Source organism: Streptomyces sp. 1114.5, from assembly GCF_003635085.1.
In the GTDB taxonomy this organism is placed as follows: domain Bacteria; phylum Actinomycetota; class Actinomycetes; order Streptomycetales; family Streptomycetaceae; genus Kitasatospora.
The window spans coordinates 848,480-871,225 of record NZ_RBXE01000002.1; the positions used below are offsets into that span (position 1 = coordinate 848,480).

17 protein-coding genes and 1 pseudogene are annotated in these 22,746 nt (G+C 72.9%); 13 read left to right on the top strand and 5 right to left on the bottom strand.

Annotation, left to right across the window (positions count from 1 at the left end):
- Window positions 1–101: 101 nt before the first annotated feature.
- Window positions 102–629, bottom strand: a complete 528-nt coding sequence (locus BX285_RS27055) for a peptidylprolyl isomerase (protein ID WP_121178501.1) — start codon at window positions 627–629, stop codon at window positions 102–104.
- 13 nt (window positions 630–642) lie between these two features.
- Here BX285_RS27055 and BX285_RS37540 point away from each other — a divergent pair, with 13 nt between their 5' ends.
- The 5 genes from BX285_RS37540 to BX285_RS27080 all read left to right on the top strand — a co-directional run bounded on the left by BX285_RS37540 (window position 643) and on the right by BX285_RS27080 (window position 6,342).
- A complete protein-coding gene (locus tag BX285_RS37540; RefSeq protein WP_183107237.1) occupies window positions 643–987 on the top strand; it encodes a hypothetical protein in 345 nt (114 codons plus the stop codon).
- Between the two features lie 192 nt (window positions 988–1,179).
- The gene (locus BX285_RS27065) at window positions 1,180–3,003 is read left to right on the top strand and encodes a CocE/NonD family hydrolase (RefSeq protein ID WP_121178502.1); all 1,824 of its coding nucleotides are present in this window, start codon (window positions 1,180–1,182) and stop codon (window positions 3,001–3,003) included.
- Between the two features lie 288 nt (window positions 3,004–3,291).
- Window positions 3,292–4,308 (top strand): ScbA/BarX family gamma-butyrolactone biosynthesis protein, encoded by a 1,017-nt coding sequence (locus tag BX285_RS27070; protein ID WP_121178503.1) that lies wholly within the window; start codon window positions 3,292–3,294, stop codon window positions 4,306–4,308.
- 80 nt (window positions 4,309–4,388) lie between these two features.
- Window positions 4,389–5,045, top strand: a complete 657-nt coding sequence (locus BX285_RS27075; protein WP_097235505.1) for an HAD family phosphatase — start codon at window positions 4,389–4,391, stop codon at window positions 5,043–5,045.
- A gap of 88 nt (window positions 5,046–5,133) precedes the next feature.
- Window positions 5,134–6,342: a cytochrome P450 gene (locus BX285_RS27080; RefSeq protein WP_121178504.1), complete on the top strand. Its 1,209-nt coding sequence runs from the start codon at window positions 5,134–5,136 to the stop codon at window positions 6,340–6,342.
- A gap of 189 nt (window positions 6,343–6,531) precedes the next feature.
- Here the strand turns inward: BX285_RS27080 and BX285_RS27085 are convergent, their stop codons facing one another.
- Together BX285_RS27085 and BX285_RS27090 are read right to left on the bottom strand one after the other, a co-directional pair.
- Entirely contained in the window at window positions 6,532–8,022 is a 1,491-nt protein-coding gene (locus BX285_RS27085) for an FAD-dependent monooxygenase (RefSeq protein ID WP_121178505.1), read from the bottom strand.
- Between the two features lie 382 nt (window positions 8,023–8,404).
- A complete protein-coding gene (locus tag BX285_RS27090; protein ID WP_097235502.1) occupies window positions 8,405–9,976 on the bottom strand; it encodes an MFS transporter in 1,572 nt (523 codons plus the stop codon).
- A 136-nt stretch (window positions 9,977–10,112) separates the two neighbouring features.
- On the opposite strand from BX285_RS27090, the gene BX285_RS27095 reads away from it, so the two are divergent.
- Window positions 10,113–10,424, top strand: a complete 312-nt coding sequence (locus BX285_RS27095) for a helix-turn-helix transcriptional regulator (RefSeq protein WP_097235501.1) — start codon at window positions 10,113–10,115, stop codon at window positions 10,422–10,424.
- Between the two features lie 133 nt (window positions 10,425–10,557).
- Here the strand turns inward: BX285_RS27095 and BX285_RS38705 are convergent, their stop codons facing one another.
- Complete coding sequence (locus BX285_RS38705) at window positions 10,558–13,725, bottom strand: bifunctional diguanylate cyclase/phosphodiesterase (protein ID WP_147465239.1); 3,168 nt, start codon at window positions 13,723–13,725, stop codon at window positions 10,558–10,560.
- 351 nt (window positions 13,726–14,076) lie between these two features.
- Here BX285_RS38705 and BX285_RS39560 point away from each other — a divergent pair.
- The 7 genes and pseudogenes from BX285_RS39560 to BX285_RS27130 form a co-directional block, all read left to right on the top strand.
- A pseudogene (locus BX285_RS39560) lies at window positions 14,077–14,244 on the top strand (MbtH family NRPS accessory protein); the annotation flags it as partial.
- A 180-nt stretch (window positions 14,245–14,424) separates the two neighbouring features.
- A complete protein-coding gene (locus BX285_RS27105) occupies window positions 14,425–17,664 on the top strand; it encodes a non-ribosomal peptide synthetase (RefSeq protein WP_259470885.1) in 3,240 nt (1,079 codons plus the stop codon).
- A gap of 165 nt (window positions 17,665–17,829) precedes the next feature.
- The gene (locus BX285_RS27110; RefSeq protein ID WP_179852697.1) at window positions 17,830–18,606 is read left to right on the top strand and encodes a leucyl/phenylalanyl-tRNA--protein transferase; all 777 of its coding nucleotides are present in this window, start codon (window positions 17,830–17,832) and stop codon (window positions 18,604–18,606) included.
- Window positions 18,607–18,785: 179 nt separating this feature from the next.
- Window positions 18,786–20,348, top strand: coding sequence for a hypothetical protein (locus tag BX285_RS27115; RefSeq protein WP_121178509.1), 1,563 nt, complete (start codon window positions 18,786–18,788; stop codon window positions 20,346–20,348).
- Window positions 20,349–20,500: 152 nt separating this feature from the next.
- Window positions 20,501–20,854 (top strand): VOC family protein, encoded by a 354-nt coding sequence (locus BX285_RS27120; protein ID WP_097235496.1) that lies wholly within the window; start codon window positions 20,501–20,503, stop codon window positions 20,852–20,854.
- Window positions 20,855–21,076: 222 nt separating this feature from the next.
- Window positions 21,077–21,346 carry a hypothetical protein gene (locus BX285_RS27125; RefSeq protein WP_121178510.1) on the top strand — a complete coding sequence of 90 codons (270 nt, stop codon included), beginning with the start codon at window positions 21,077–21,079 and terminating at the stop codon, window positions 21,344–21,346.
- A 172-nt stretch (window positions 21,347–21,518) separates the two neighbouring features.
- On the top strand, window positions 21,519–22,415 hold the full coding sequence (locus BX285_RS27130) for a serine hydrolase (RefSeq protein WP_097235494.1): 897 nt from the start codon (window positions 21,519–21,521) through the stop codon (window positions 22,413–22,415).
- On the opposite strand, the gene BX285_RS27135 is transcribed toward BX285_RS27130, so the two are convergent.
- Window positions 22,363–22,602: a hypothetical protein gene (locus tag BX285_RS27135; RefSeq protein ID WP_121178511.1), complete on the bottom strand. Its 240-nt coding sequence runs from the start codon at window positions 22,600–22,602 to the stop codon at window positions 22,363–22,365. The genes BX285_RS27130 and BX285_RS27135 overlap by 53 nt on opposite strands.
- Between the last annotated feature and the right edge of the window lie 144 nt (window positions 22,603–22,746).

The window sequence follows — 22,746 nt, forward strand, 5'->3', positions numbered from 1 at the left end:
CCGCGACCCCCATGAGCAACTCTCATGAGCGGAACGGGAAGTCGGCCGGGCCGACTTCCCGTTCCGGGCTCGGCTGCCGGGGCCGGGCCGTCCTTCGCCGGTCATCGGGTCTCGATGACGACCTTCTCGATGACCACGTCCTTCACCGGACGGTCGGTGCGGGGGTCGGTCTCCGTGGCGGCGATCGCGTCGACGACGTTCTCGCCGGCCTCGTCGGCGACCTCGCCGAAGATGGTGTGCTTGCCCGTGAGCCAGGTGGTCGGTCCGACGGTGATGAAGAACTGGGAGCCGTTGGTGCCCGGACCGGAGTTCGCCATCGCCAACAGGTACGGCCTGGTGAACGCCAGGTCCGGGTGGAACTCGTCGGCGAACTCGTAGCCGGGCCCGCCGGTGCCGTTGCCCAGGGGATCACCGCCCTGGATCATGAAGCCGTCGATGACCCGGTGGAAGACCGTGCCGTCGTACAGCGGGTCCGAGCTCGGCTGCCCGGTGTTCGGGTCGATCCACTGCCGTTCGCCCCTGGCGAGTTCGACGAAGTTCCGGACGGTCTTGGGGGCGTGGTTCGGCAGCAGCCGGATCACGATGTCGCCCTGGTTGGTCTTCAGCGTCGCGTACAGCTCTTCTGCCATCGCTAGTCCTTCGGTGTGTCCTACTGGCGCGGCCAGTCTTCCGACCGGAGCGGACCGACTCGGGACGACAGCGTGGCATCTCACCCGCACGAGTGAAGCGACAGCGGAGCGGGAATCAGGGGCACCGGTCGACGCCGCCTGGGACGCCTCGCCGGGCCTGCTCGACAAGGTCCGCCCGGCCTTTCCCGAGCTGCCGCCGGCCGGCGGGGCCCTGGCCCTGCGGATCTGGGGCCACCTGCCCGGCCTGGTGGCCCTGGAGGTCTACGGCCACCTGCGAGCCCAGGTCCTCGCCCCCGACAAGCTCCTCCGGGCCGAACTCGCCCACCTGCTCCGCTCCCTGGGCCTGGCCGTCGACTGACGCCCTTCCGTCAGCCCGGGCGGCCGACCCGGCGGCCGGTTCAACGGTCGGCGAGGTGTGCCGCCGTGCCGGTCGTCACTCATTCGGGTGGGGTGTGAGGGGGCGTCAGTTTAATCGTGCGTGCCCGGAACATGATGCGCCTGGGCGGCGCCTTCAAGGGCGCTTCCGGCTGTCATGGAAAGGGCGGTTCGTATGACTACTTCTGGTGGAGAGCCCATCCCCTCGATCACCGACGCGACACTCGACGACATCGCCACCAACGGCATCTGGGCGGGGGCCGGTCTCAATCCGAGCCCGGCGGTCATCGCCGTCGCCCGGGCTCTGCTCGCGGCTCTGGAGGGTGCCGAGGGCATCGCGCTCCCGCCGGAGTTGGCGGAGACGGTGGCCGACGTCCGCCGGCGGGCCGTCGCCGGTGTCTCGCGCATCGAGGCCTCGGACGGTGTCCAGCTGTCGGCGTTCTCGATCAGGCTGAGTGGCAGCGAGCCGCGTCCGGTCGTGATCGTCCCGGCCGGGTGGAACCCGTACGGCTGGCTGCCGTTCATGTACTCCTACCTCTCGCTCGCGCTGCGGGGCTACCACGTGCTGGCGTACACGCCCCGGGGGCTCGGCCTTCCGGGGTGGGTGTCCACCTCCGAGGGCTTCGTCGACGTCGCCGGGCCGAAGGACCGGGCGGACGGGTCCGTGGTGATCGACCACGCACAGGAGCACTTCTCCCCGAGCCGGATCGGATTCCTCGGCGAGTCCTACGGATCCGGCATCAGCCAGCTGGTCGCGGCGCACGACCGGTACGACGAACCGCGGGGGCGGGTCGACGCCGTGGTCGCGCTGAGCACCTGGGGCAACCTGGCCACCGCCCTGTACGACAACGGCACCCGGCACCTCGCGGCCGTACAGGCGCTGATCGAGTTCACCGGCGGCCCGCTGGAGGAGAAGTTCGACCCGGAGACCCAGCGGATCCTCCGGAACTTCCTCAGCGGCGAGGGCCTGGACGAGGTCGTGGCCTGGGGTGCCGAGCGCTCCCCGGAGTCGTATCTGGACCGCACCAACGCCCGGGGCATCCCGACCTTCGTCTCGAACACCTGGCACGAGAGCCTGTTCCCGGCCGGGCAGACGATCGACACGTTCGTCCGTCTCACCGTGCCGAAGCACCTGAACATGTGGATCGGCGACCACGGCGCGCCCGAGGGTCCTGGCCTGGCCGGCCTGGTGGGCGGGGTGCCGTTCCCGGGGCTGCGGGAGCCCATGCGGGAGGCCTACGAGTGGCTGGACCACCACCTGCTCCGCGCCGGCAGCAAGGTGCCCGACTGGCCGCAGGTGAACAACCAGATCATGTTCACCTACCGGACCGAGCCGGTCATCGGCGGTGGCCGGCGGATCACCGTCCCGGCGCGCCGCGAGCCGTACCCGACGTGGTCCGGGGAGCCCGCCGACATCGAGACCTGGTACCCCACCGGGACGGGTGGCACCGGTGACGGCGCGCTGGCCGAGAAGCCGGCCAGCGGCTGGACCCGGGACTTCACGGCCGGGGACCTGACCTCCGCCACCGCCATGGACGCCGTGATGGCGACCGGGCAGAAGGAGTGGTTCGGCAGTCCCAAGGCCTATGCGGTGGGCGGGTTCGAGCGGGAGCGGCTGCTGGTCTGGTCCACGGATCCGCTGTCCGGCCCGGAGGGTGTGGCCCGCCGGATCCGCGGCGCCGCGACGGTGCGGCTGACGGTGCGCAACACGGCCGGGGCCGCCACCCTGGTGGCGTACCTGTTCGACGTCGCTCCGGACGGCACCGCGCGGATCATCACGCACGAGCCGTTCACCGACCCGGACCTGCCCGCCGCGACGGACCGCACCGTCAGCTGGAAGCTCCAGCCCGCCGCGTACGACCTGCCGGAGGGCCACCGACTCGCGCTGGTGGTCAACAGTCGCGACAAGCTGTACGCGTTCACCGGCAGCGAAGGCAGCACGACGGCCGTCAGCTCCCCGAGCGGGAGCGAGGCGCGCCTGGAGCTGCCGCTCGGCTGACGCCCGGCCCGGCCGGGCCGACTCCTGGCCCCAGGCCGGTTCTGTCCGATCGCCGGTTCTGCCCGACGGCCCGTCGCGAGCTTGCGGCGGGCCGTCGGCGTATCCGGGGTCGTGGTCGCTGACCTGGGCGATTCCCCACAACGCGGTCCACACACGTTTTTAATACACCTGTTCGCTTCCACGTGGCCTACACCACAGTAGCTTCGCCGTGAACGGAGGTACGATCACGCTCGCACCTCCGATCGGAGGGGTACCTACATGCAGGAGCACAGAGGGGGAAGCTCAGCCATGTCCACGATCCTCGACGGTACTCTCACGTACTCGAACACCGTCCCGCGTGCCACCGTCCACCGGGCCGCCATCTGCGAGGTCTTCCTCACCGATTCCGTCCGGGTCGCCGAGGGCGAGTACCTCATCGCCGCGCAGCTCCCGCGCGTCCACAGCTACTACAGCGACAACGTCACCGCGCCCGCCGCCTATGACCCGCTGCTGCTGGTCGAGGTGTTCCGCCAGGCCTCCATCTACGCCGCGCACACCTTCCTGGGCGCGCCGCTGGACAACAAGTTCATCTTCGTCAGCGGGGAACTGAACATCACCGACCCGGAGGCGCTGCGGATCGGGGCGCGCCCCGGCCAGGCCGTGATCCGGGCCCACCAGGCCGACCTCAAGCACCGCGACGGCGTCGTCACCGGCAGCACCCTCGACCTGGTCCTCTCGGTGGACGGCAACGAGGCCGCCACCATGCGCACCGTGTGCCAGTGGATGCCGGGCGCGGCCTGGGACCGGATGCGCGACAAGGGCCGTGCCGTCCTCGCGCTGACGCCGGCCCGGCCGCACCACACCGGCCGCCGGGTGCCGGCGATCTCGGTCGGCCGCGCCTCCGGGCAGAACGTCGTGCTGGCCGGGGTCGAGGTGGGCGACCACGAGCTGCGCACCCAGGTCGTCGTCGACCAGGGCAACCCGGCGCTCTTCGACCACCCGCTGGACCACGTTCCGGGCGCGCTGATCTTCGAAGGGTTCCGGCAGTCCGCGATGTACGCGGCGCAGGAGCTGTTCGGGCTCTCGCCGCGCAGCCTGCTCCTCGCCCGGGTGGAGACGGACTTCACCCGCTTCGGCGAGTTCGAGCTGCCGACCGACTGCGTCGTGCGGGTGGTGGAGCCGCCGGCGGCGGACACCGTCGCGTTCGAGATCACCATGGTGCAGGAGGACGAGCAGATCGCCCGGGCCCGGGTGCACCTCACCCGCACCAGCCCGATCACCGGCGCGCTGGAGAATCGTTTCTCCTATGCCGCGGCCAGCGTCTGAGCGCCGCCGCCGAGCGCCGACACCGCGCGCCAGCACTGCGCGCCAGCACCGAGCACCGAGCACCGCAAGGAGACGCTGCAATGTCCAAGCCCATGATCTGGTTCGACTTCGGCGGAGTGCTCTCGCCGCCGCTGGACGACCTCTTCGACTCGTACCACGCCCGCACCGGCATCACCCCGCGCCAGCTGAAGACCGCCCTCGGCACCGTCGCCGGCGAGCTGGGCGTCGAACCGCTCGCGCCCATCGAACTCGCCATGCTCACCGAGGCCGAGTGGGGCGAGGCCATGGTCCGTGTCCTGCAGGACGGGAACCCCGGCATCGACCTGACCCGCGCCCGCTTCGAACGCTTCGGCGAGCAGTGGTTCGAGGGGGTCAACGCCAACCCGGTGATGGCCGCGACCGTCCGGCACGCCAAGGAGAACGGCTTCCGGGTCGGCATCCTCAGCAACAACGTCGCGGAGTGGGAGCCGTACTGGCAGGCCATCGTGGCGCCGGCCGGCGAGGTCGACTGCGTGGTCGACTCCTGCAAGGTCGGGTTCCGCAAGCCCGACCCGGAGATCTTCCGGCTCGCCGAGCAGGAGGCGGGGGTCACGGCGGAGGAGTGCGTGCTGATCGACGACCTCCCCGAGAACTGCGTTGCCGCCCGGCGCTGCGGCTGGCGCGCGGTGCACTTCCGCAACAGCGCCCAGGCCGTACGGGAACTGACCGGCCTGATCGGGCTGCCCGCGCTCACCTGACGCCCTGACCTCACGGGCCGGCGCTCCCCTGTTCCCGAGCCCCCTTGCTCCCGCACCCCCTCGCCTCACACGTCCAACCGGAGAACGCATGACCACCGTTGTCCCGTCCGCAACCGTCACCGTCACGGACGTCCCGCACCTGGACCCCGTCCCGGCCTTCATCCCGCTGGCCGAGCCCGGCCCGAACGGCGTGCCGCTGATCGAGCTGCCCAGCGGCCACCCCGCCGTTCACCTCACCCGGTACGCCGACGTCCACAAGCTGCTCACCGACCCGGCCTCCGGGCGCACCGAGACCAACGTCGAGGGCGGGCCCAGCTTCCTGCCCACGGTGATGCCGAAGGAGCTGCTGCTCAACCTGGACGCCCCGCACCACGCCAGAGTGCGCGGGTTCGTCGCCGCCGACTACAGCGCGAACGGTGTGGAGCGGCTGCGACCGGTGCTCGACCGGGTCATCGAGGAGGGGATCGCGCGGCTGCGCGCCGCCGATTCGCCGGACCTGTTCCGCGACCTGGTCGACCGGGTGCCGATCACCGTCAACTGCCACTTCCTCGGTGTGCCGCTCGACGACGTCGAGTACTTCCGGCCGTCCTCGCGGGTGGTCCAGATCGCCTCGCACGAGAACGTGCCCGACCTGGTCCAGCACTTCTACCGGGTCTACGGCTACGTGCAGGACCTGGTCACCGGTGTGCGGCCGGTGCTGCCCGGCGGGCTGATCGAGCAGTTCCGGGACAACCGGGACAAGGTCGAACCCGCGCTGGACGATGCCGAGTTGACCGGCCTGTTCTTCGGCTCGCTGCTCGGTGCCGACCAGAACATCGTGTCCGTGCTCACCAAGTCGCTCTACGCCCTGCTGGCTGCCCCGGCGCTGTGGCGCCGGCTCGCCGAGGAGCCGGAGATCGCGCCGCAGCTGGCCGAGGAGCTGATCCGGCTGATCCCGCTCGGCACCATCTCCGCCTTCCCGCGGATCGCCGGCCGGGACTTGGAGACCAGCGTCGGCCTGGTGCCCGAGGGCACCGTCGTGTACCCGGACGCCTTCGCCGCCAACCGCGACCCGGAGGTCTTCCCGGACCCGCTGGTCATCGACCCCGACCGTCAGCCGGCCAAGCGGCACCTGCAGTTCGGGTACGGCATGCACCACTGCATGGGTGCGGCGCTGGCGCGGATGGAGATCGTTTCCGTCCTGACCCGTCTGGCACAGGAGTTCCCGACGCTGGAGCTGGCCGTCGAGCCCGCCGACGTGCCGTGGGACATCGGCACGGTCCTGCGGCGGCCGACTGCGCTGCCGGTGCGGTGGTAGCGGCCGCGTAGGCCGGACGCGTTGGTCGGACGCGCAGGTCGGACGCGTAGGTCGGACGCGTGAGTCGGACCCGTAGGACACGGGGCGTAGGCGGAAGGGCGGGTACGGGATGCCGTACCCGCCCTTTCGGGTTCTGCCGGTCCGGGCCTACCGGGCCTGTCTGGCCTGCCGGTCGGGGTCGCCGCTGGGCTACGGTTCGCCGAACCATTCGCGCAGCGTGCCGGCCAGTGGGCCGCCGTCGGAGGCCCAGGCGACGTAGCCGTCCGGGCGTACCAGGACGGCGTCCCACGGGAGTTGGCGGTCGCTCTCGGCCCGGACCACGCGCAGCAGGTGCGACCAGCTCTCGGCCTGCTTGCGGTGCGCCTGCTCGTCGGCACCGAGCAGGAGCAGCACCGGGCGGCCGTCCAGCAGCAGGCGTATGACGTCGGTCGGGCCGTCCGCCGTGGTGAGGGGGAGGTTGGGCAGGAAGTGCCCCTCCCAGGGGGAGCCGTCCGAGGTGCGGGCGGGGTAGACGGTGTCCTGGGCGCTGATCATGTTGCCCAGGTGGGCGTTGGCGCCCTCGACGCCGAGCAACTCGGAGACCAGGTCGCGCAGCGGGTCCAGGCCCGGGTCGGGCCGCATCAGGGCGAGTTGGGCGCGGGTGTTGTCGACCACCCGGCGGGCGACCGGGCGGCGCTCGGCGGCGTAGGTGTCCAGCAGGTCCTTGCCCGCGGTGCCGGCCAGGGTGTGGGCGAGCTTCCAGCTGAGGTTGAGCGCGTCCTGCAGGCCGAGGTTGAGGCCCTGGCCGCCGACCGGGAAGTGCACGTGGGCGGCGTCGCCGGCCAGGAAGACCCGGCCCTTGCGGTAGTCGCACACCACGCGCGAGAAGTCGTTGAACTTGGAGAAGAACACCGGGTCGGTCATCGGCACCGGGTGGCCGAGGATGCGTTCGGCCTCGGAGCGGAGTTCGGCGAGGGTGAGCGGCGCGTGCCGGTCGGGGTGCGGGCCGCGGAAGTCGATGGTGAAGAAGCGGCTGTGCCCGTACGGGTTGACGCCCGCGATCGTCCAGCCGTGCGGGGTGCGGTTCCAGCCGGAGGGCACTCGGTAGGGGTCGGTCAGCCGGACCAGGCCGAGCAGGGCGGAGACGGTCGCGGGGTGGGTCTCGGAGGCGAAGCCGAGCAGGTCGCGCACCGAGCTGCGGGCGCCGTCCGCACCGACGACGTATTCGGCCGTGAACTGCCGTACGCCGTCCGGGCCCTGGGCAGTGACCTGGACGGCGTCGGGGCCCTGGACGAGGTCGGTGACGGTGTGGCTGCGCAGGACCGTGACGCCGCGGGTGCGGGCCCGGGCCTCGAAGTCCCGTTCCAGGTCGGCCTGGGAGCGGCCGTAGATGGGGGCGGGCTCGGTGCCGGGGGCGGTGATGACCAAGCCCGGCAGGCCGGCGAAGTGGAAGGCGTCGGCGTTCCGGCGGGAGAGGCCGTCGCCGGCGGCCGGCTGGGCGCGCAGGTGGCCGCGGCGGGCCAGGCCCTGGACGGTACGGGCGTGCAGGGTGCCGGCCTTGGGCTGGTCGACGGTCTCCGGATTGGTCTCCAGGACGACGGTGGAGACGCCGTGGTGGCCCAGCTCGGCGGCGACGAGCATGCCCACCGGGCCGCCCCCGACGACGACGACTTGGGCACGGGTGGTGACGGCGGGGTCCATTGGTGCGGAGTCCTTTCGGAGTGGATTGCGCGGGGCGATGAGGAACTCTCATGGGCGATCGGCATGAGTGGAGCTCATGGGCGGGGCAGGAGCGTATGAGTGGCGTTCATGAGCCAGCCCGATGAGAGGAGTTCATGAGCTCTGTCCATGAGCCGCACTCATGGGCCCGGCCTCATGAGTGGAGCTCATGGGCGCAGTGCATGAGCACCGCTCATGGAATGGGTGCGGGCCCGGCGCCGCTCGGGGGTGTCGGCGCCGGGCCCGGTCTCGGGGTGGTGCGGGTGAGGTGGTGGTGCGGGAGGGCGGCCCGGGGGTAGCCGCCCTCCCGCGTTTCGGAACGGCCCTGCGGCCGTTGGCTCTTACGGGAGGTCGGGGCGGCGGATCAGGCCTGGGCCTTCTGGCCGCCGCCGCGCAGCAGGGTCGCGATCACGACGATCAGCACGACGCCGACGGCCGCGAGGCCCCACAAGACGGAGTGGAAGGCGGAGTCGTAGGCGTTGGCGAGGAAGTCCACGAAGCCCTTGTGGTCGGTGGCGCCGGACAGGTCGGCCGCCCCGGAGAGGTCGCCGCCGGCCGCCTGGTCGGCGACCTTGTCGGCCTGCGAGGCGCCCTCGTGGGCGCCGATGCCGTCGGTGATCCGGGTGCCGAGCACGGTGGCCAGCGCGGAGCCGTACACCGCGACGGCGACGGCCTCGCTGCCCAGCCGCAGCGTGTTGAGGAAGCCGGCCGCCATGCCCGCCTTGGCCGGGTCGACCAGTTCCAGGGCCTGGCCGTCGACCAGGCCGGCCGACAGGCCCATGCCGGCGCCGGTGATCAGCATCGGGGCGGCGAGCGCCAGGACGGTGACGGAGGGGGAGAGCAGGGTGAGGGCGATGTCGCCGACGACCAGGCAGACCAGGCTGACGTAGATCAGGGTGAGCGCGGAGACGCCGCGGGTGACCAGCTTGGCGGCGAGCATCGGGAAGACCAGCACCGGCGCGGTGAGCAGCAGCATCAGCACGCCGGCGGCGCCGGTGTCGCGGCCGGTGACGGCGGTGAGGTAACTCGGCAGGTAGGTGAGCATGGTGACGAAGCCGAAGGAGGCGGCGACCGGCACCAGGCAGAGCCCGACGAAGCGGCGGTTGCGCAGCACGCTGAGGTCGAGCATGGGGTGGGCGCTGCGGTTCTCGACGGCGGCGAAGACGGCCAGCACGACGACCGCGCCGACGAACAGGCCGATCACCCCGATGCTGCCCCAACCCCACTGGGAGCCCTGCACGATGGCGGTGGTGAGCAGCACCATGGCGACGACGAACAGTGCGCTGCCGGGGACGTCGATGCGTCCGCCGCTGCCCGCGTCGGAGGGCATCGCGCGGGAGATCGCGGGGATCGCGAGCAGCACCACGGCGAGGGCGACGGCGTGCACCGCGAACACCCAGCGCCAGCCGAGGCCCTGGACCAGCACGCCGGCCAGGGACGGGCCGATGGCGACGCCGATGCCGGCGATGGTGCCGAACATCGCGAAGGCCTTCGCGCGGGCCGGGCCGTCGAAGACGGTGGAGACGATGGCGGCTCCGCAGGAGAAGATCGCGGCGCCGCCGATGCCGGTGAGGGCGCGGGCGGCGTCCAGCCAGATGACGTCGGTGGCGACGGAGCTGGCGAGCGAGGCGACGGCGTAGACGGCGACGCCGGCCGCGAAGGCCTTGACCCGGCCGATGACATCGGCGATCGAGCCCCAGACCAGGGTGAAGCAGGCGAAGGCCACGTTGAAGGCGTTCACCACCCACTGGAGCGGGGCGAGGTCGGCGTGGGTGCTGGTGCCGATGTCGGGGAGGGCGACCGCCGTGCCGGAGATGGACATGGGCACGACGAACACCGCGAGGAGGACCGCGGCCAGGGTCAGCGTACGGCCGGGCGGCTGCTGCCCTTCCGTCGCCACCGGTGGCGTGGCAGACGACGTGGTCTGCGTACTCATGGGGCACAACTCCAGGCTCGGCCCGGCCGCGGAGCGACCAGGTAAGGAATTTTTCGAACCTTACGGTGCCATGCGGCGAGGTACGATGCAACCCATACCTGAAGATGCCTGATGAAGCCTGAGGAAGGAGGATCCGATGCCCGACCCGGAAGGCCACCCCTCGATCGAGGAGATGGACCTGCGGACGGTCCTGAACGCACTCGCCGATCCGCTGCGCTACGGGGTGATCTCGGCCCTGCTGCGCGAGGCCGAGGGGGCGGCACGCACCTGCGCCTCCTTCAACCTGCCGGTCTCAAAGTCCACGATCACCCACCACTTCCGGGTCCTGCGCGAAGCGGGCCTGGTCCGCCAGGTGGACCGCGGCAACAGCCGCGCGGCCACCCTCCGTCGCGAGGACCTCGACAAGCGCTTCCCGGGCCTGCTGGACCTGGTCCGCGCCAACCCCTGAACTCCCCTGCCCGGAGAGGTGGTTCGGCGAGGGGTGGGTTGCGACTCCTGGCCGCCCCTCGCCGCCCCTCGCGCCCCTCGCCGCCCCGGACCCGCCGCGCCCGCCGCCCCGCGCCGCCCGCCACCCCCGCGGCTCACGCCGGTTCGTAGGTGGTGCTGCGTACCAGGGCGAGGGCGCGGGTGGAGTCCATGGGGTGGGCGAAGAGGTAGCCCTGGCCGAGCGGGCAGCCCATGGCGGCCAGCAGGTCGCGCTGTTCCGGGTGTTCGATGCCCTCGGCGATGACCTGGACGCCGAGCGTGTCGGCGATCCGCGAGATGCCCTCGACCAGGGCGTACTGCTGGGCGGAATGGCCGAGGCCGTCGATGAAGGACTTGTCGATCTTCAGCAGGGAGATCGGGAACTCCCGCAGGTAGGAGAGCGAGGAGTAGCCGGTGCCGAAGTCGTCGATGGCGATGGCGACTCCGAGGTCGGAGAGGGTGGCCATGTCGGCGTGGATGCGGTCGTCGCGGCGCATCAGCACGGACTCGGTGAGCTCCAGGACGAGGGTGTGCGGGTCGATGCCCGAGGTGGCGAGGGACTGGCGGACGACGTCCACGAAGCCGGCGTCGCGGAACTGCCGCGCGGAGACGTTGACGTTGACCCGCAGCGGGGGCCGCCCGGTCGCGGCGCGGACGGTGGAACTGGCCGCCTGCCAGGCGGCGGCCTCCTGGGCGGCGCGCTCCAGGACCCACGCGCCGAGCGGGACGATCTGGCCGCTCTCCTCGGCGAGGGCGATGAACTCGTCGGGCAGCACCATGCCGCGCCGGTCGTGCGGCCAGCGGACCAGGGCCTCGAAGGCGACCAGGTCGCCGGTGCGCAGGTCGACGATCGGCTGGTAGTACAGCTGGAACGCCGATTCCGCGATCGCCGAGTCGAGGTGCTCGTTCAGCTCGTGCCGTTCCACCAGCCCGGCCTGCAGGGCCGGCCGGTAGTGGCACCACTGGCGGCGGCCGGCCGCCTTCGCCGAGTAGAGCGCGAGGTCGGCGTGGGTGAGCAGTTCGGTCGCGTCCACGCTGTCCTCGGTGGTCGCCACCCCGATACTGGCACTCACCCGCACCGCACCCGCCTTGAGCTTGAACGGCTCGGTGAAGACCTCCAGCACGCCGGCCGCGATGGTGTCCACGTCCGCCGGCCGGGTCGCGTCCTCGACCAGCACCGCGAACTCGTCGCCGCCGAGCCGGGCCGCGGTGTCCGAGGAACGCAGCGCGGTGGAGATCCGCAGCGAGACCGCGACCAGCAGTTCGTCGCCGACCGCGTGGCCCTGGGTGTCGTTGACCACCTTGAAGTCGTCCAGGTCGATGAAGAGCACCCCGGTGACGGACCCGCTGCGCTCACCGCGGGAGAGCGCGTGCCCGACGCGGTCCTGGAACAGCACCCGGTTGGCCAGGCCGGTCAGCGAGTCGTGGAAGGCCCGGTGGGTCAGCTCGCGCTCCATCTGGCGCTGCTCGGTGACGTCGCGCAGGGTGAGCACCAGGGCACCGACGGTCGGGTCGGCCCGCAGGTCGTTGAAGCGGACCTCCGCCTCGATCGGGGTGCGGTCCTGGCGCAGCAACCGCCAGTGCTCGCGGGGGTGCTCGCGCGCGTGCTCGCCGCGCGGCGGGTCGCCCGCGCCGCGCATCCGGGCCAGCGCCTTGCCCACCTCCCGGCTGTCCTCCGGCGGGACCAGGTCGGTGACCAGGGTGCCCGCCAGGCGGGGGCGGCCCAGCACCGACTCGGCGGACGGCGAGGCGTAGCGCACGCCGTCGTCCGCATCGAGGATCAGGATGACGTCGCTGGCGTTCTGCACCAGGGTGCGGAAGTACAGCTCGCTGTTGCGGCGGGTCACCTCCTGGCTCAGCACCACCCGCTCGACGGCGAGGGCCGCCTGCGCGGCCAGGATCTCCAGCGAGCTCCACAGACTGGCCAGTTCCTGCTCGGTGCCGGTGACGATGAGCGCGCCGATCAGCGGGTCGCCGGACGGCCGTTCGGCGAGGGTGAGCGGGCAGATCAGGGCGTACGGCATGCCGTCCAGGTGCCCGGTCAGCTCGCGGGTGGGCAGGTCGACGGCCTCGACGGGCAGCAGCCGGGTCTCGCGGTAGGCGGCGAGGGCGAGCACCTGGTCGGAGTCGGAGGCGGTCCCCACCCGGTGCTGCGCCGCGCCGCGCTCAGCGTGCCGCACGTGCAGCACGCCCGCCTCGGCGACGGCGAGCAGGGCGACGTGCCCGGGCTCGGCGGGCATCAGGGTGGAGGCGGCCGACTGCACGGCGTCCGCGACCTCCTCCACGGTGACGGCCGCGGTCAGCCGGGCGCCGGCCTCGCGCAGCGCCCGTTCGCGGGCGATGGCCTGCCTGCGGGCGGAGACCACCACCGCCAGGCGGGCGAGCACGAGCAGGTACAGGAGCGCGGAGAACGCGCCGATCACGCCCGCGTTGCTGGTGTTGCCGGCCAGGGACTCGATGATCAGGATCGCCGGGGCGATCAGCGAGGCGAGGGTGAGCAGGACGAGCCGGGCGGCGCCGAGATCCGGCTGCTGGGTGGGGACGGGCCTGGTCAGCTCGACCATCGACGGGTGCAGCGCGGCCGCGCCCCAGGCCGTGTAGAAGGCCGCCCAGCCGAGCTCGACGGGCGTGCCGATGCGCCAGGTGCCGTGCAGCTGGATCAGCGCGTACAGCACGTCGGAGACCAGCAGGCCGACTGTGCCGACGGCGAGCAGCTGCAGCGAGCGGGAGTTGCCGCCGCGCGGGGTCAGCAGGCGCAACAGCAGGGCGAGCACGACGACGTCGCCGAGCGGGTAGGCGATCGAGACGGCCTTCTGGAACCAGGTGAGGTCCGGGTTCTGGGCGTACGGGAGGATCAGGTAGATCCAGGCGAGCAGGGCCAGGCCGATGGTGGGGATCAGCGCGTCGAGCAGCCCGGCGCGGTCCTGACGGGCCGTGCGCCAGCGGATGAAGCCGAGCACGCCGGCTGCGTACAGCACGTACTCGGCGAGGTAGAAGGCGTCCGCGACGGAGGGGAACGGGTTGGCCTCGTGCAGGATGTCCAGTTGGACGGCCTGCACCACCTCGCCCGCGGTGAAGCTCAGGTTGGCGAGCGCCAGGACGTACCAGAAGCGTGCGTGCGCGGGGCGGTTGAGGCGGACGCCGAGCACGATGGCGGCCACGCCGCCGAGCCCGATGCCCGTCCACCAGACGATCCGCTGGCCCGGATTGGCGTAGTAGATGCCGGTGAACACCACCATCCAGAGCAGGTAACAGGCCATCAGGCGTTGTCGCCGGCGTGTCAACGAGCTACCTCCTCCACGACATCACCCCGCCGGTCGGGCGGGGGATTCGGGTGAGGGCGGGGGCCGGGCCGGCTGCGGGGGGTTCGGTGGGCCAGGCTATCCGATTCTCCTGGCTCCTGGCGCCTCCGGGCCTTCCTGGCGGGGGCTGCGCGTGTCCGCGCGAGGACCCGGCGGGTGTCGGCGCCCGGTGCCGGGTGTGTGTCCTTGCCCGGTGTCGGGTGCATGCGTCTTCGCGCGGGTGTGCGGCGTCCGGTCGTTGTGCGACCGGACGTTCTCGATGTGTCGTGAGTGCGTATAGTCGGAAATGTCGCACTCCCAAGCATTCTGCCGCCACAGCACGAGGTCAAGCCGGTGGATGACGCAGCAGACAGCGCACGGGGCGTACGAACGGATGCGAGGTCCGGGCGTCACGCCGTGGTGCGCAACGACAACGGTCAGTACGCGCTCTGGCCCGGGGACTTGACCGTCCCCGCCGGGTGGCACCCGGTCCACGGGCCGGCCGGGCGGGACGAGTGCCGGGCCTGGGTGGAACGGGAATGGCGGCCCGCGGGGCTGGGATTCACCGGTCCCGGGGACGGTCCGGGAGAACCCGGGGGCGGTCCGGGGGCAGGCGCGGGTGAAGGTGCGGGCGCGGGTGAAGGCGCGGGGGGCGCGGGTCGCGAAGCGCCGGCGGCCGGATTCGCGGACACCGTGCACGGGTTGTTCCGCACGCGGGCGGCGCACGACCCGGATGCGCTCGCCGTCATCGCCGAGGACGCCACCCTGAGTTACCGCGAACTCGACCTGCTCAGTGACCGGTTGGCCGCCGAGCTGCGGGCGCGCGGCACCGGGCCGGAGCGGGTGGTGCCGGTCTGTCTGGAACGCGGGGCGGCCCTGGTCGTCGCCTGGCTGGGCGTGCTCAAGGCGGGCGGCGCCTTCCTGCCGCTGGACCCGGCGCACCCGCAGCGGCGGTTGGCCCGGCTGGTCGAGGACTGCGGGGCGCGGGTGGTGGTCACCGACGGTCACGAGTTTCCCGAGGTGGCGGGGGTGGCGGCGGTACGGGCGGACGGCACCGGTACGGGTACGGGTGCCGGTGTCGGTAGGGGTGCGGGTGCGGGTGCGGAGGCCGGGGTCGAGGAGGTCCGGTCCGACGACGGCGCCGTCCCGGACGACCTCGCGTACCTGATCTACACCTCCGGCACGACCGGCCGACCCAAGGGCGTCCCGGTCACCCACCGTGCGCTGGTGTTCACCCTCGACCGGATCGTCCGCGCGTACCGGCTGGCGCCCGGCGAACGCGTCCTGCAACTGGCCGCGCTGGGCTCGGACACCGCGCTGGAACAGGTCTTCGGAGCCCTGCTCGCCGGCGCCACGGTCGTCCTGGGCGGCGGCGGGACCGGCGGCGGGACGTGGGCACCCACCGAACTGGTGGGCCGGCTGCCCGGGCTCGGCCTCGCCGTCGCCGACTTCACCCCTGCCTACGGGCACCATGTGCTCGACCTGCTCCCGCCCGGCGGGCCCGGCCCGGACGGGCTGCGGCTCGTGGTGGTCGGCGGGGACGTCGTGCACGCCGACGACTGCCGCACCTGCCTGGACCGGCTGCCCGGCGCGCGGCTGCTCAACGCGTACGGGGTCACGGAGGCGGCCGTCACCTCCACGCTCTGCGAGGTCACGGCGGAGCTGCTGGGGGACGGGAGCTCGGGCGGAGGATCAGGCGCGGCCGGGAGCGCGGGCGGGAGTGGGGGCGCGGGCGGGGGGCCGGCCGCCCCCGTGCCGATCGGACGACCGCTGCCGGGGGTGCGGGTGCACGTGCTGGACGCGCGGCTGCGGCCGGTCCGCCCCGGGGAGAAGGGGCAGATCCACCTCGGCGGGCCCGGCCTCGCCCGGGGCTACTGGCGCAGCCCTGGCCTGACTGCAGAATCCTTTCTGCCCGACCCGTACGCGCCGCTGCCCGGTGAGCGGATGTACTGCACCGGCGACGCCGGACGCTGGCGGCAGGACGGACAACTGGAGATCCTCGGCCGCTTCGACGACCAGGTGAAAGTCCGGGGCCACCGGGTCGACCCGGCCGAGATCGAGGCGGTGCTGGCCGCCCACCCGGACGTCCGGCAGGCACGGGTCGCGGCCGACGGGACGGCCGCGGACGGCAGCCGGGCGCTCACCGCCTACTACACGCTGGCCGACGGGGCGGGCGGCAGCGCCGAGGGGATCCGGGCGTTCCTGGCCGAGCGGTTGCCGGAGTACCTGGTGCCCGCCGAGTTCGTGCCGCTGGAGGCGATGCCGCTCACGGCGGCGGGGAAGATCGACCGGCGCCGACTGCCGCACGCCCCGGTACGGACGGCGCCCCGGGCGGCGGGACCGGGCGGGACAGGCGCAGGGAGCGGCGCCGGGGGAGCACGGGACGCGGTCGAGGAGGCGGTCGGGCAGCTGTGGGCGGAACTGTTCGGCGTCGAGACCGTCGGACCGGACGACGACTTCTTCGCGCTCGGCGGCACCTCGCTGCTGGCGATGGAGATGCTGGCCCGCGCCCGGATCATGTTCGGCATCGACGTCGGCCGGGTCCGCACGCTCACCCGCTCACTGCTGCGCGAGTCCGTGCTGCGGGCCTTCGCGGGGGCGCTGCAGGAGGCCCGTACCGACGGCGGGGCCGGTGCGGGGCCGGGCGGCGGGGCTGCCGCCGGTACGGGGCCGGGTGTTGCCGCAGGCGTCGGGGCCGGCGTCGGCGTGGGCGTCGGCGCCGGCGGTGCGGAAGCGGCCGTCGACTGGTTCGCGGAGGCCCGGCTCACCGAACCCGTCGGGCAGTCCTGGAGCCCCGCACCCTCCCGGGCCGAACCCGCCGAGATCCTGCTCACCGGCGCCACCGGCTTCTGCGGCGCGCACCTGCTGCACGCGCTGCTCGCCACCACCCGGGCCCGGATCCACTGCCTGGTCCGGGCGCCCGACGAGGAGCACGCGCTGGAACGGCTGCGGGCCACCCAGCAGCGCTTCCTGCGGCACGACCTCGCCGACCGCCGGGTCGTCCCGCTGGTGGGCGACCTCACCCGGGCCCGGATCGGGCTGGCGGAGCGGCAGTTCGACTGGCTGGCCGGCCACCTGGACGCGGTCTACCACCTCGGCGGGCAGGTCAACTTCCTCTACCCGTACCACCAGTTGCGCGACGCCAACGTGGGCGGCACCCGGGAGATCGTCCGGCTCGCCGGACACAGCCGGGGCATACCCGTGCACTACCTTTCCACCCTCGCCGTGCTGGCCGGCTTCGGGGCGGCGGGCGTCGACAAGGTCACCGAGCGGACCCCGCTCGCCCATCCCGACCGGATCGGCGTCGGCTACGTCGAGAGCAAGTGGGTGGCCGAGCAACTGCTGCACAACGCGGCCGCCGCCGGACTGCCGGTCACGGTGCTGCGCACCAACGACGTCACCGGGGACCTGGCGAGCGGCGTGATGAACACCGGCACCGAGCTGTGCGCGCTGATCAAGTACCTGGCGGACAGCGGCACCTGCCCCGACGTTCGGCTGCTGCTCGACTTCGTCCCGGCCGACCGCTTCACCGGCGCCATCGCCCACATCGCCGCGCACGCACCCGCCGACGGCGAGGTCTACCACCTCACCTCCCCGCGGCCGGGCGTCCTCGCAGACCTGGCGGACCGGCTGCGGGCGCGCGGCCACCGGATCGTCCAGCTCCCGTACGGGGAGTGGGTGCAGCGGCTGGTCCGCTTCGCCGCAGGTAACCCGACGCACCCGATCGCGCCGTTCGTCCCGTTGTTCGTGGACCGCGCGCCGGGGTCGGAACTGTCGATCAGCGAGATGTACTTCCGGCCGACGTTCCCGCTGTTCGACCGGGCCAACGCGGACGCGGCGCTGGCCGGGAGCGGGATCGAACTGCCGCCGGTGGACGCGGGGCTGATCGACCACTATCTGGCGGGGCTGGAAGGGGAAGGGTTCTTGGGGGTGGCGCGATGAACATCACTCATGGGGGGCGACATGAGCGGGCGTCATGCGTGGACCTCATGGGGCGGCGCCATGAGCAAGTCTCATGAGGGGGAGCGATGAGCAAGTCTCATGGGCCGGTGCGATGAACAGGTCTCATGCGGGCAGCGCGATGAGCAGCGCTCATGGGGTGGCGGCATGAGCGGGGCTCATGACGCGGTCGGGGTCTTCGACGCGCTGGACGTCCGGCACGGCCTCGCGGACGGGCCGGTGGCCTTCGGCGGCAGGCTCGGGTCGCAGGAACTGCTGGCGGCGTACCGGTGCGGGCTGTTCCCGCTGCCGGCGGGGGACGTGTACGCGAGCGCGTACAGCGAGGCGCTGTACGGGGACGCCGTCGAGGCGGGCGAGGTGGCCCTGCTGCCGGGCGGGGACGATCCGTACGCGCTGGCGTGGTGGTCGCCCGATCCCCGGCCGGTGATCGCGCCCGACGGCGTACGGCTCGGGAGCCGGCTCGCCCGGCGGCTGCGCAACCGCTCGGAGTGGTGGACGACCGCGGACCGGGCCTTCGGGCGGGTGTTGGCCGAGTGCGCCGAGCGGCGCCGGCCCGTCTGGCTCACCGAGGAGTTGTCGACGGCGCTGGAGCACCTGCACGTACTCGGGGCGGCGCACAGCGTGGAGGTGTGGGAGGGGGAGGAGCTGGTCGGCGGGGTGTTCGGGGTCGCGGTCGGGTCGGTGCTGAGCCTCGACTCGATGTTCCACCGCCGCCCGGACGCCGCCCGGGTCGCCGTCGCCGACCTCGGCGCCCGGTTCGCCGCGGCGGGCGGGCGGCTGCTCGACGCGCAGTGGGACGGGCCGCACGTGCGCAGTCTCGGGGCCGAGCCGATGGCGCGCTCCCGGTACCTCGCGGAGCTCTCCGCCGCCACCGGGACGGGCCCGCTGTCGCTGGAGCGGCTGCCGGCGTCGCGGCTCGGCTGACCGGCGGCTGGGCCGACCGGCGGTCGACCCCCGCGATGGGCCGACCGGCGGTCGAACCCCGCGATGGGCTGACCCGCGGTCGAACCCCGCGATGGGCTGACCCGCGGTCGAACCCCACGTCAGGCGCCCGTTTGGCCTGTCTTCGACAAACTAATTCCTCGTCAGTAACATGACGCCGCGTGTTCAAGCGTTCGATAGGCAGGGCCGCCGGCCCCGCCGCTCTCACCCTCATCCTCGCCGGGGCCGCCGCGTGCGGGCCGACCAGCCCCGGCACCACCCAGAACGGCGCCGCCCCGGCGGCCGCCACCGTCGCCGACGCGAGCGCGACGGCGGCCGGGGGCAGCCCGGCCGCCGCCGTACCCGCCGCCGGCACCCCGCGCGCCAAGGCGGCCTCGCCCGCCACCGGCCGTCCGACCGCCGGTGCGGCGCCCGTCACCGCGGCGCCCGCCGGAGACCAGCAGGCCGCGATCGGCAGCCCCGGCAAGGACGGCAGCGCCGTCACGGCGGCGGCGAAGGGCCTGCAACTGACCGCCTACGACCCGGCGGGCGGCACAGCAGTCCTGACGGCGGCCGGCCCCCCGGCAGCTTCCCCGAGCTCGGCGCCGAGCAGCACACCGAGCGCCGCCGCCCCGAGCACGCCCGCCCCGAGCACCCCCGCCCCGGCCGCTGGCGCCCCGGCCGCCGCTGCCGCCGTCCAGCCCGGCCAGCTGATCGCCAGCCCGCCCACCGCCGCCGCGCCGCAGGGCGCGCTGGTGGCGGTCACCGGCGTCCGCCCCGGCGCGGGCAACACCGTCAACCTGACCACGCGTCCGGCCACCCTCGCCGAACTCCTCGGCGGCACCGAGGCCGACGGCAGCGTGCCCGTCGATCCGCACGGCATCACCGTGACACCGCTGGTCAAGGACCTCAAGGCGAGCGTCGGCGTGGACGGCAACGGCGTGAAGGGCGACGCCTCCGGCACCCTGGAGGTCAACCTCAAGGCCCCGGTCCCGCTGCCCGAGGGCGCCAGCCTGGACGCCTCCGGCGCGCTCCAGCTGCACCCGGCCGTCCACTTCGCCTACCACGGCGCCACCGTGGGCAGCCCGCGCACCGCGTCCATCGGTTTCGACCTGGGTGCCCACGCCCAGTGGAAGGTCACCGGCGACGTGGCCCGCAACACCGGTGCGGCCCCCATCCGGGTGCCCTTCGCCAAGCTGCAGGCCAGCCCGGTGCTGACCGTTGCCGGCCTGCCGGTGGTCGTCAACCTCGGCCTGACCTGCTACCTGGAGGTCAGCGCCGACGGCCAGGTCCACCTGGAGGCAGAGCAGGACGCCGCCGGCACCTGGGCCGTGCGTGCCGACTACACCGGCGGCAAGGGCTGGACGCCGGTCACCAACGCCGAGACCAAGATCAGCCCGGTCCACGTGCGGCTGAACGGCAAGGCGGGCGTGCGGGCCGCGCTCGGCGCCGAGATCAACCTCGGCCTGTACGACACCGTCGGCGTGGAGACCACCGTCGCCCCCTACCTGAAGGCCCAGGTCGAGGGCTCGCTGGTCGCCGACTCCTCCGGCAACCCGCCGCAGGCGCAGGGAAGTTGGTCGCTGCTCGGCGGAGTCGACCTGAACGGTTCGCTGCTCGCGCACCTGAAGGTCTTCGGCACCCCGATCATCGAGGGCAAGCTCCCGCTGCCGCCGTTCCACCGCGAGTGGCCGCTGCTGGGAGGCTCGGCCGCGCTGCCGTCCCCGCGCGCGAGCAAGAGCTGACGCACCGCCGACGAGGCCCCTTGACCGGTCCTCCGGTCAAGGGGCCTCGTCGTATCACCGGCCGGGCGGCGCGGGCGGGCAGCCAGACGGGCGGGTGCGGTCGGCGGGTGCGGCGCGGGCCCGAACGGTGATGGTGCTGACAGGATGGCCGCATGGAACGTGTGCTTGGAATCGGCGGGTACTTCCTGCGTGCTGCCGACCCGGCGGCCCTGAGTGCCTGGTACCGCGACCGTCTGGGCTTGGATGCCGACGAGTACGGGCTGTGGCGGCAGGCGTCCGGGCCGACGGTGTTCGCGGCCTTCGAGGCCGGGACGGACTACTTCGGATCCCGCACCCAGCAGACCATGCTCAACTTCCGCGTCCGCGACCTGGACGCGATGCTCGCCCAACTGCGGGCCGGGGGCGCGGAGGTGGCCGAGGAGACGCAGGACATGGAGGGTGTCGGCCGGTTCGGCTGGGTCACCGATCCCGAGGGCAACCGGATCGAACTGTGGCAGCCCGTCTGAGCGGGTCGACACCGCGGCCGGACGTCCACCGCGGCCGGACGTCCACCGGGGACGACGGCGACCCGTGTGATCACGTGGTCGGGAGCGGTCGAGCCTGCCTCCTCCTTCTCCTCCTCCGCACGGCCGAGCACGAGGGTCCGCGCGGCGGGCGCGTTGATCGATTGTCTGCCGGTGGTTGGTCGACTGGGGCCACTGACCAGTTCGGACCGAAGGAGGACCATCGTGATCAAGCGTGTCGTCGTGGGTGTCGCAGCAGCGGCCGTGATGTGGGGCATCGGCGCGGGCTCGGCTTCCGCGGCCACCGGCGCAGGCGGGGGCGGGTCCACGGACGCCTGGATCTGCCACGCCTGCCATGAGGAACTGCTGGTGACCGCTGCGGCGCCGGCGACTCCGGCTGCCTGGATCGGCCACGAGGAGCACCGCGTCCTGGCGGTCGGCGGTGAGGTCGCCATGGACAGCTGGCTCGACAAGCCGCGGCCGGGCGTGCTCTGACCTTTCGGGAGCGCCCGTCGGCAACGGGTTCGGAGCGAGACGTCGGATCGGCCGACTTCCCACTCCGTTCGCGTGGTCACGGGCGGGCGGGGTCGAACCCGCCGCCCGGTCAGCCTTCGTGTCGTTCGCCGCGACCGTCCCGGCCGGCCGTGCCTTCCCCTACTCTTCCTCCATGCTCTCTGTGGTGGTGGCCCCTTGGGCGGGCGAGGCGGAGCCGGTGTTCGTCCATAACCCGGACGAACTGCACGACGCCGCAAGCACGATGAAGATCGCGGTACTCGCCGCGCTGACCCGCAGCGGTGCGAACCTCGATGCCGAGGTTCCGGTGGTGAACCGCTTCGAGTCGGTCGTGGGCGGGGACTTCGGCAACGATCCGGACTGGGACAGCGATCCGCTCCCCTGGGAGCTGCTGGGCACCCACGTCCCCCTCCGCCTGCTCGCCGAGCGGATGATCACCCATTCCTCCAACCTCGCCACCAACCTCTGCCTGGCCCGTACCACCCCGCGGGCCGTCGCGGACGTGTGGCGTGACGCCGGGGCCACCCGCAGCGCCAGCCCGCGCGGGATCGAGGACTACGCGGCGCGCGAGGCCGGCATCCACAACCTGGTCACCGCCCGCGACCTGGTCCGCCTCCTGCACTCGCTCGCGGGCGAACCGGAGTTGCTGGACCTCCTGGAGCGCAACGACTTCCGGGTGGACCTCGCGGCCGGCCTCCCCCCGTCCACCCGGATCGCCTTCAAGAACGGTTGGGTTCCGGGTGCCCGCCACAGCGTGGGCCTCATCCAGCCGCTGGACTGCCCGCCCTACCTGCTCGCCGTCTGCTACACCGGCCCGCTCGCCACCGGCGCCGACCGCAACGACCCCGCGGGCCGCCTGCTGGCCCGGATCTCGGCGGCGGTCTGGGCCCGGCGCCGGGACATCGGCAGGGCGTTCGACGGCGACATCGGCGGCGAGTTCAACGGCGAGTTCAAGGGCGAGTTCAAGGGCGAGTTCAAAAGCAAGTTCGAAGGCGACTTCAACGGCCGAGGGCCGTCAGCCCTTCGAGCGCCGTTTCGTTCAGCAGGTTGATCCGTACGAACCCCTCGTGCCCGGTGAGTTCGAAGTGCCGCTGGTCGAGCGCGAGCAGCCGGTCGGCCACGGTGACGTCCCCGTGCAGGTTGAGGTGCAGTTCGGCGAGCGGTTCGCGCAGCCGCTCGGGGGCCGGCAAGTGGGCGCAGCGGTAGCCGCGGACGGACAGGTACGTGGTGGGGCTCACCAGGCGCAGCGTGCAGCGCCGCGATCTCGGCCCGCAGCGCGCGGTCCTCGTCGATCGCCGAGTAGCGGGTGACGTCGCCGAGCAGGTACGGCGGGGTGTCCGCGAGCGGGCCCAAGTAGTCGGCGACGTACGGGTGTCCGCCGT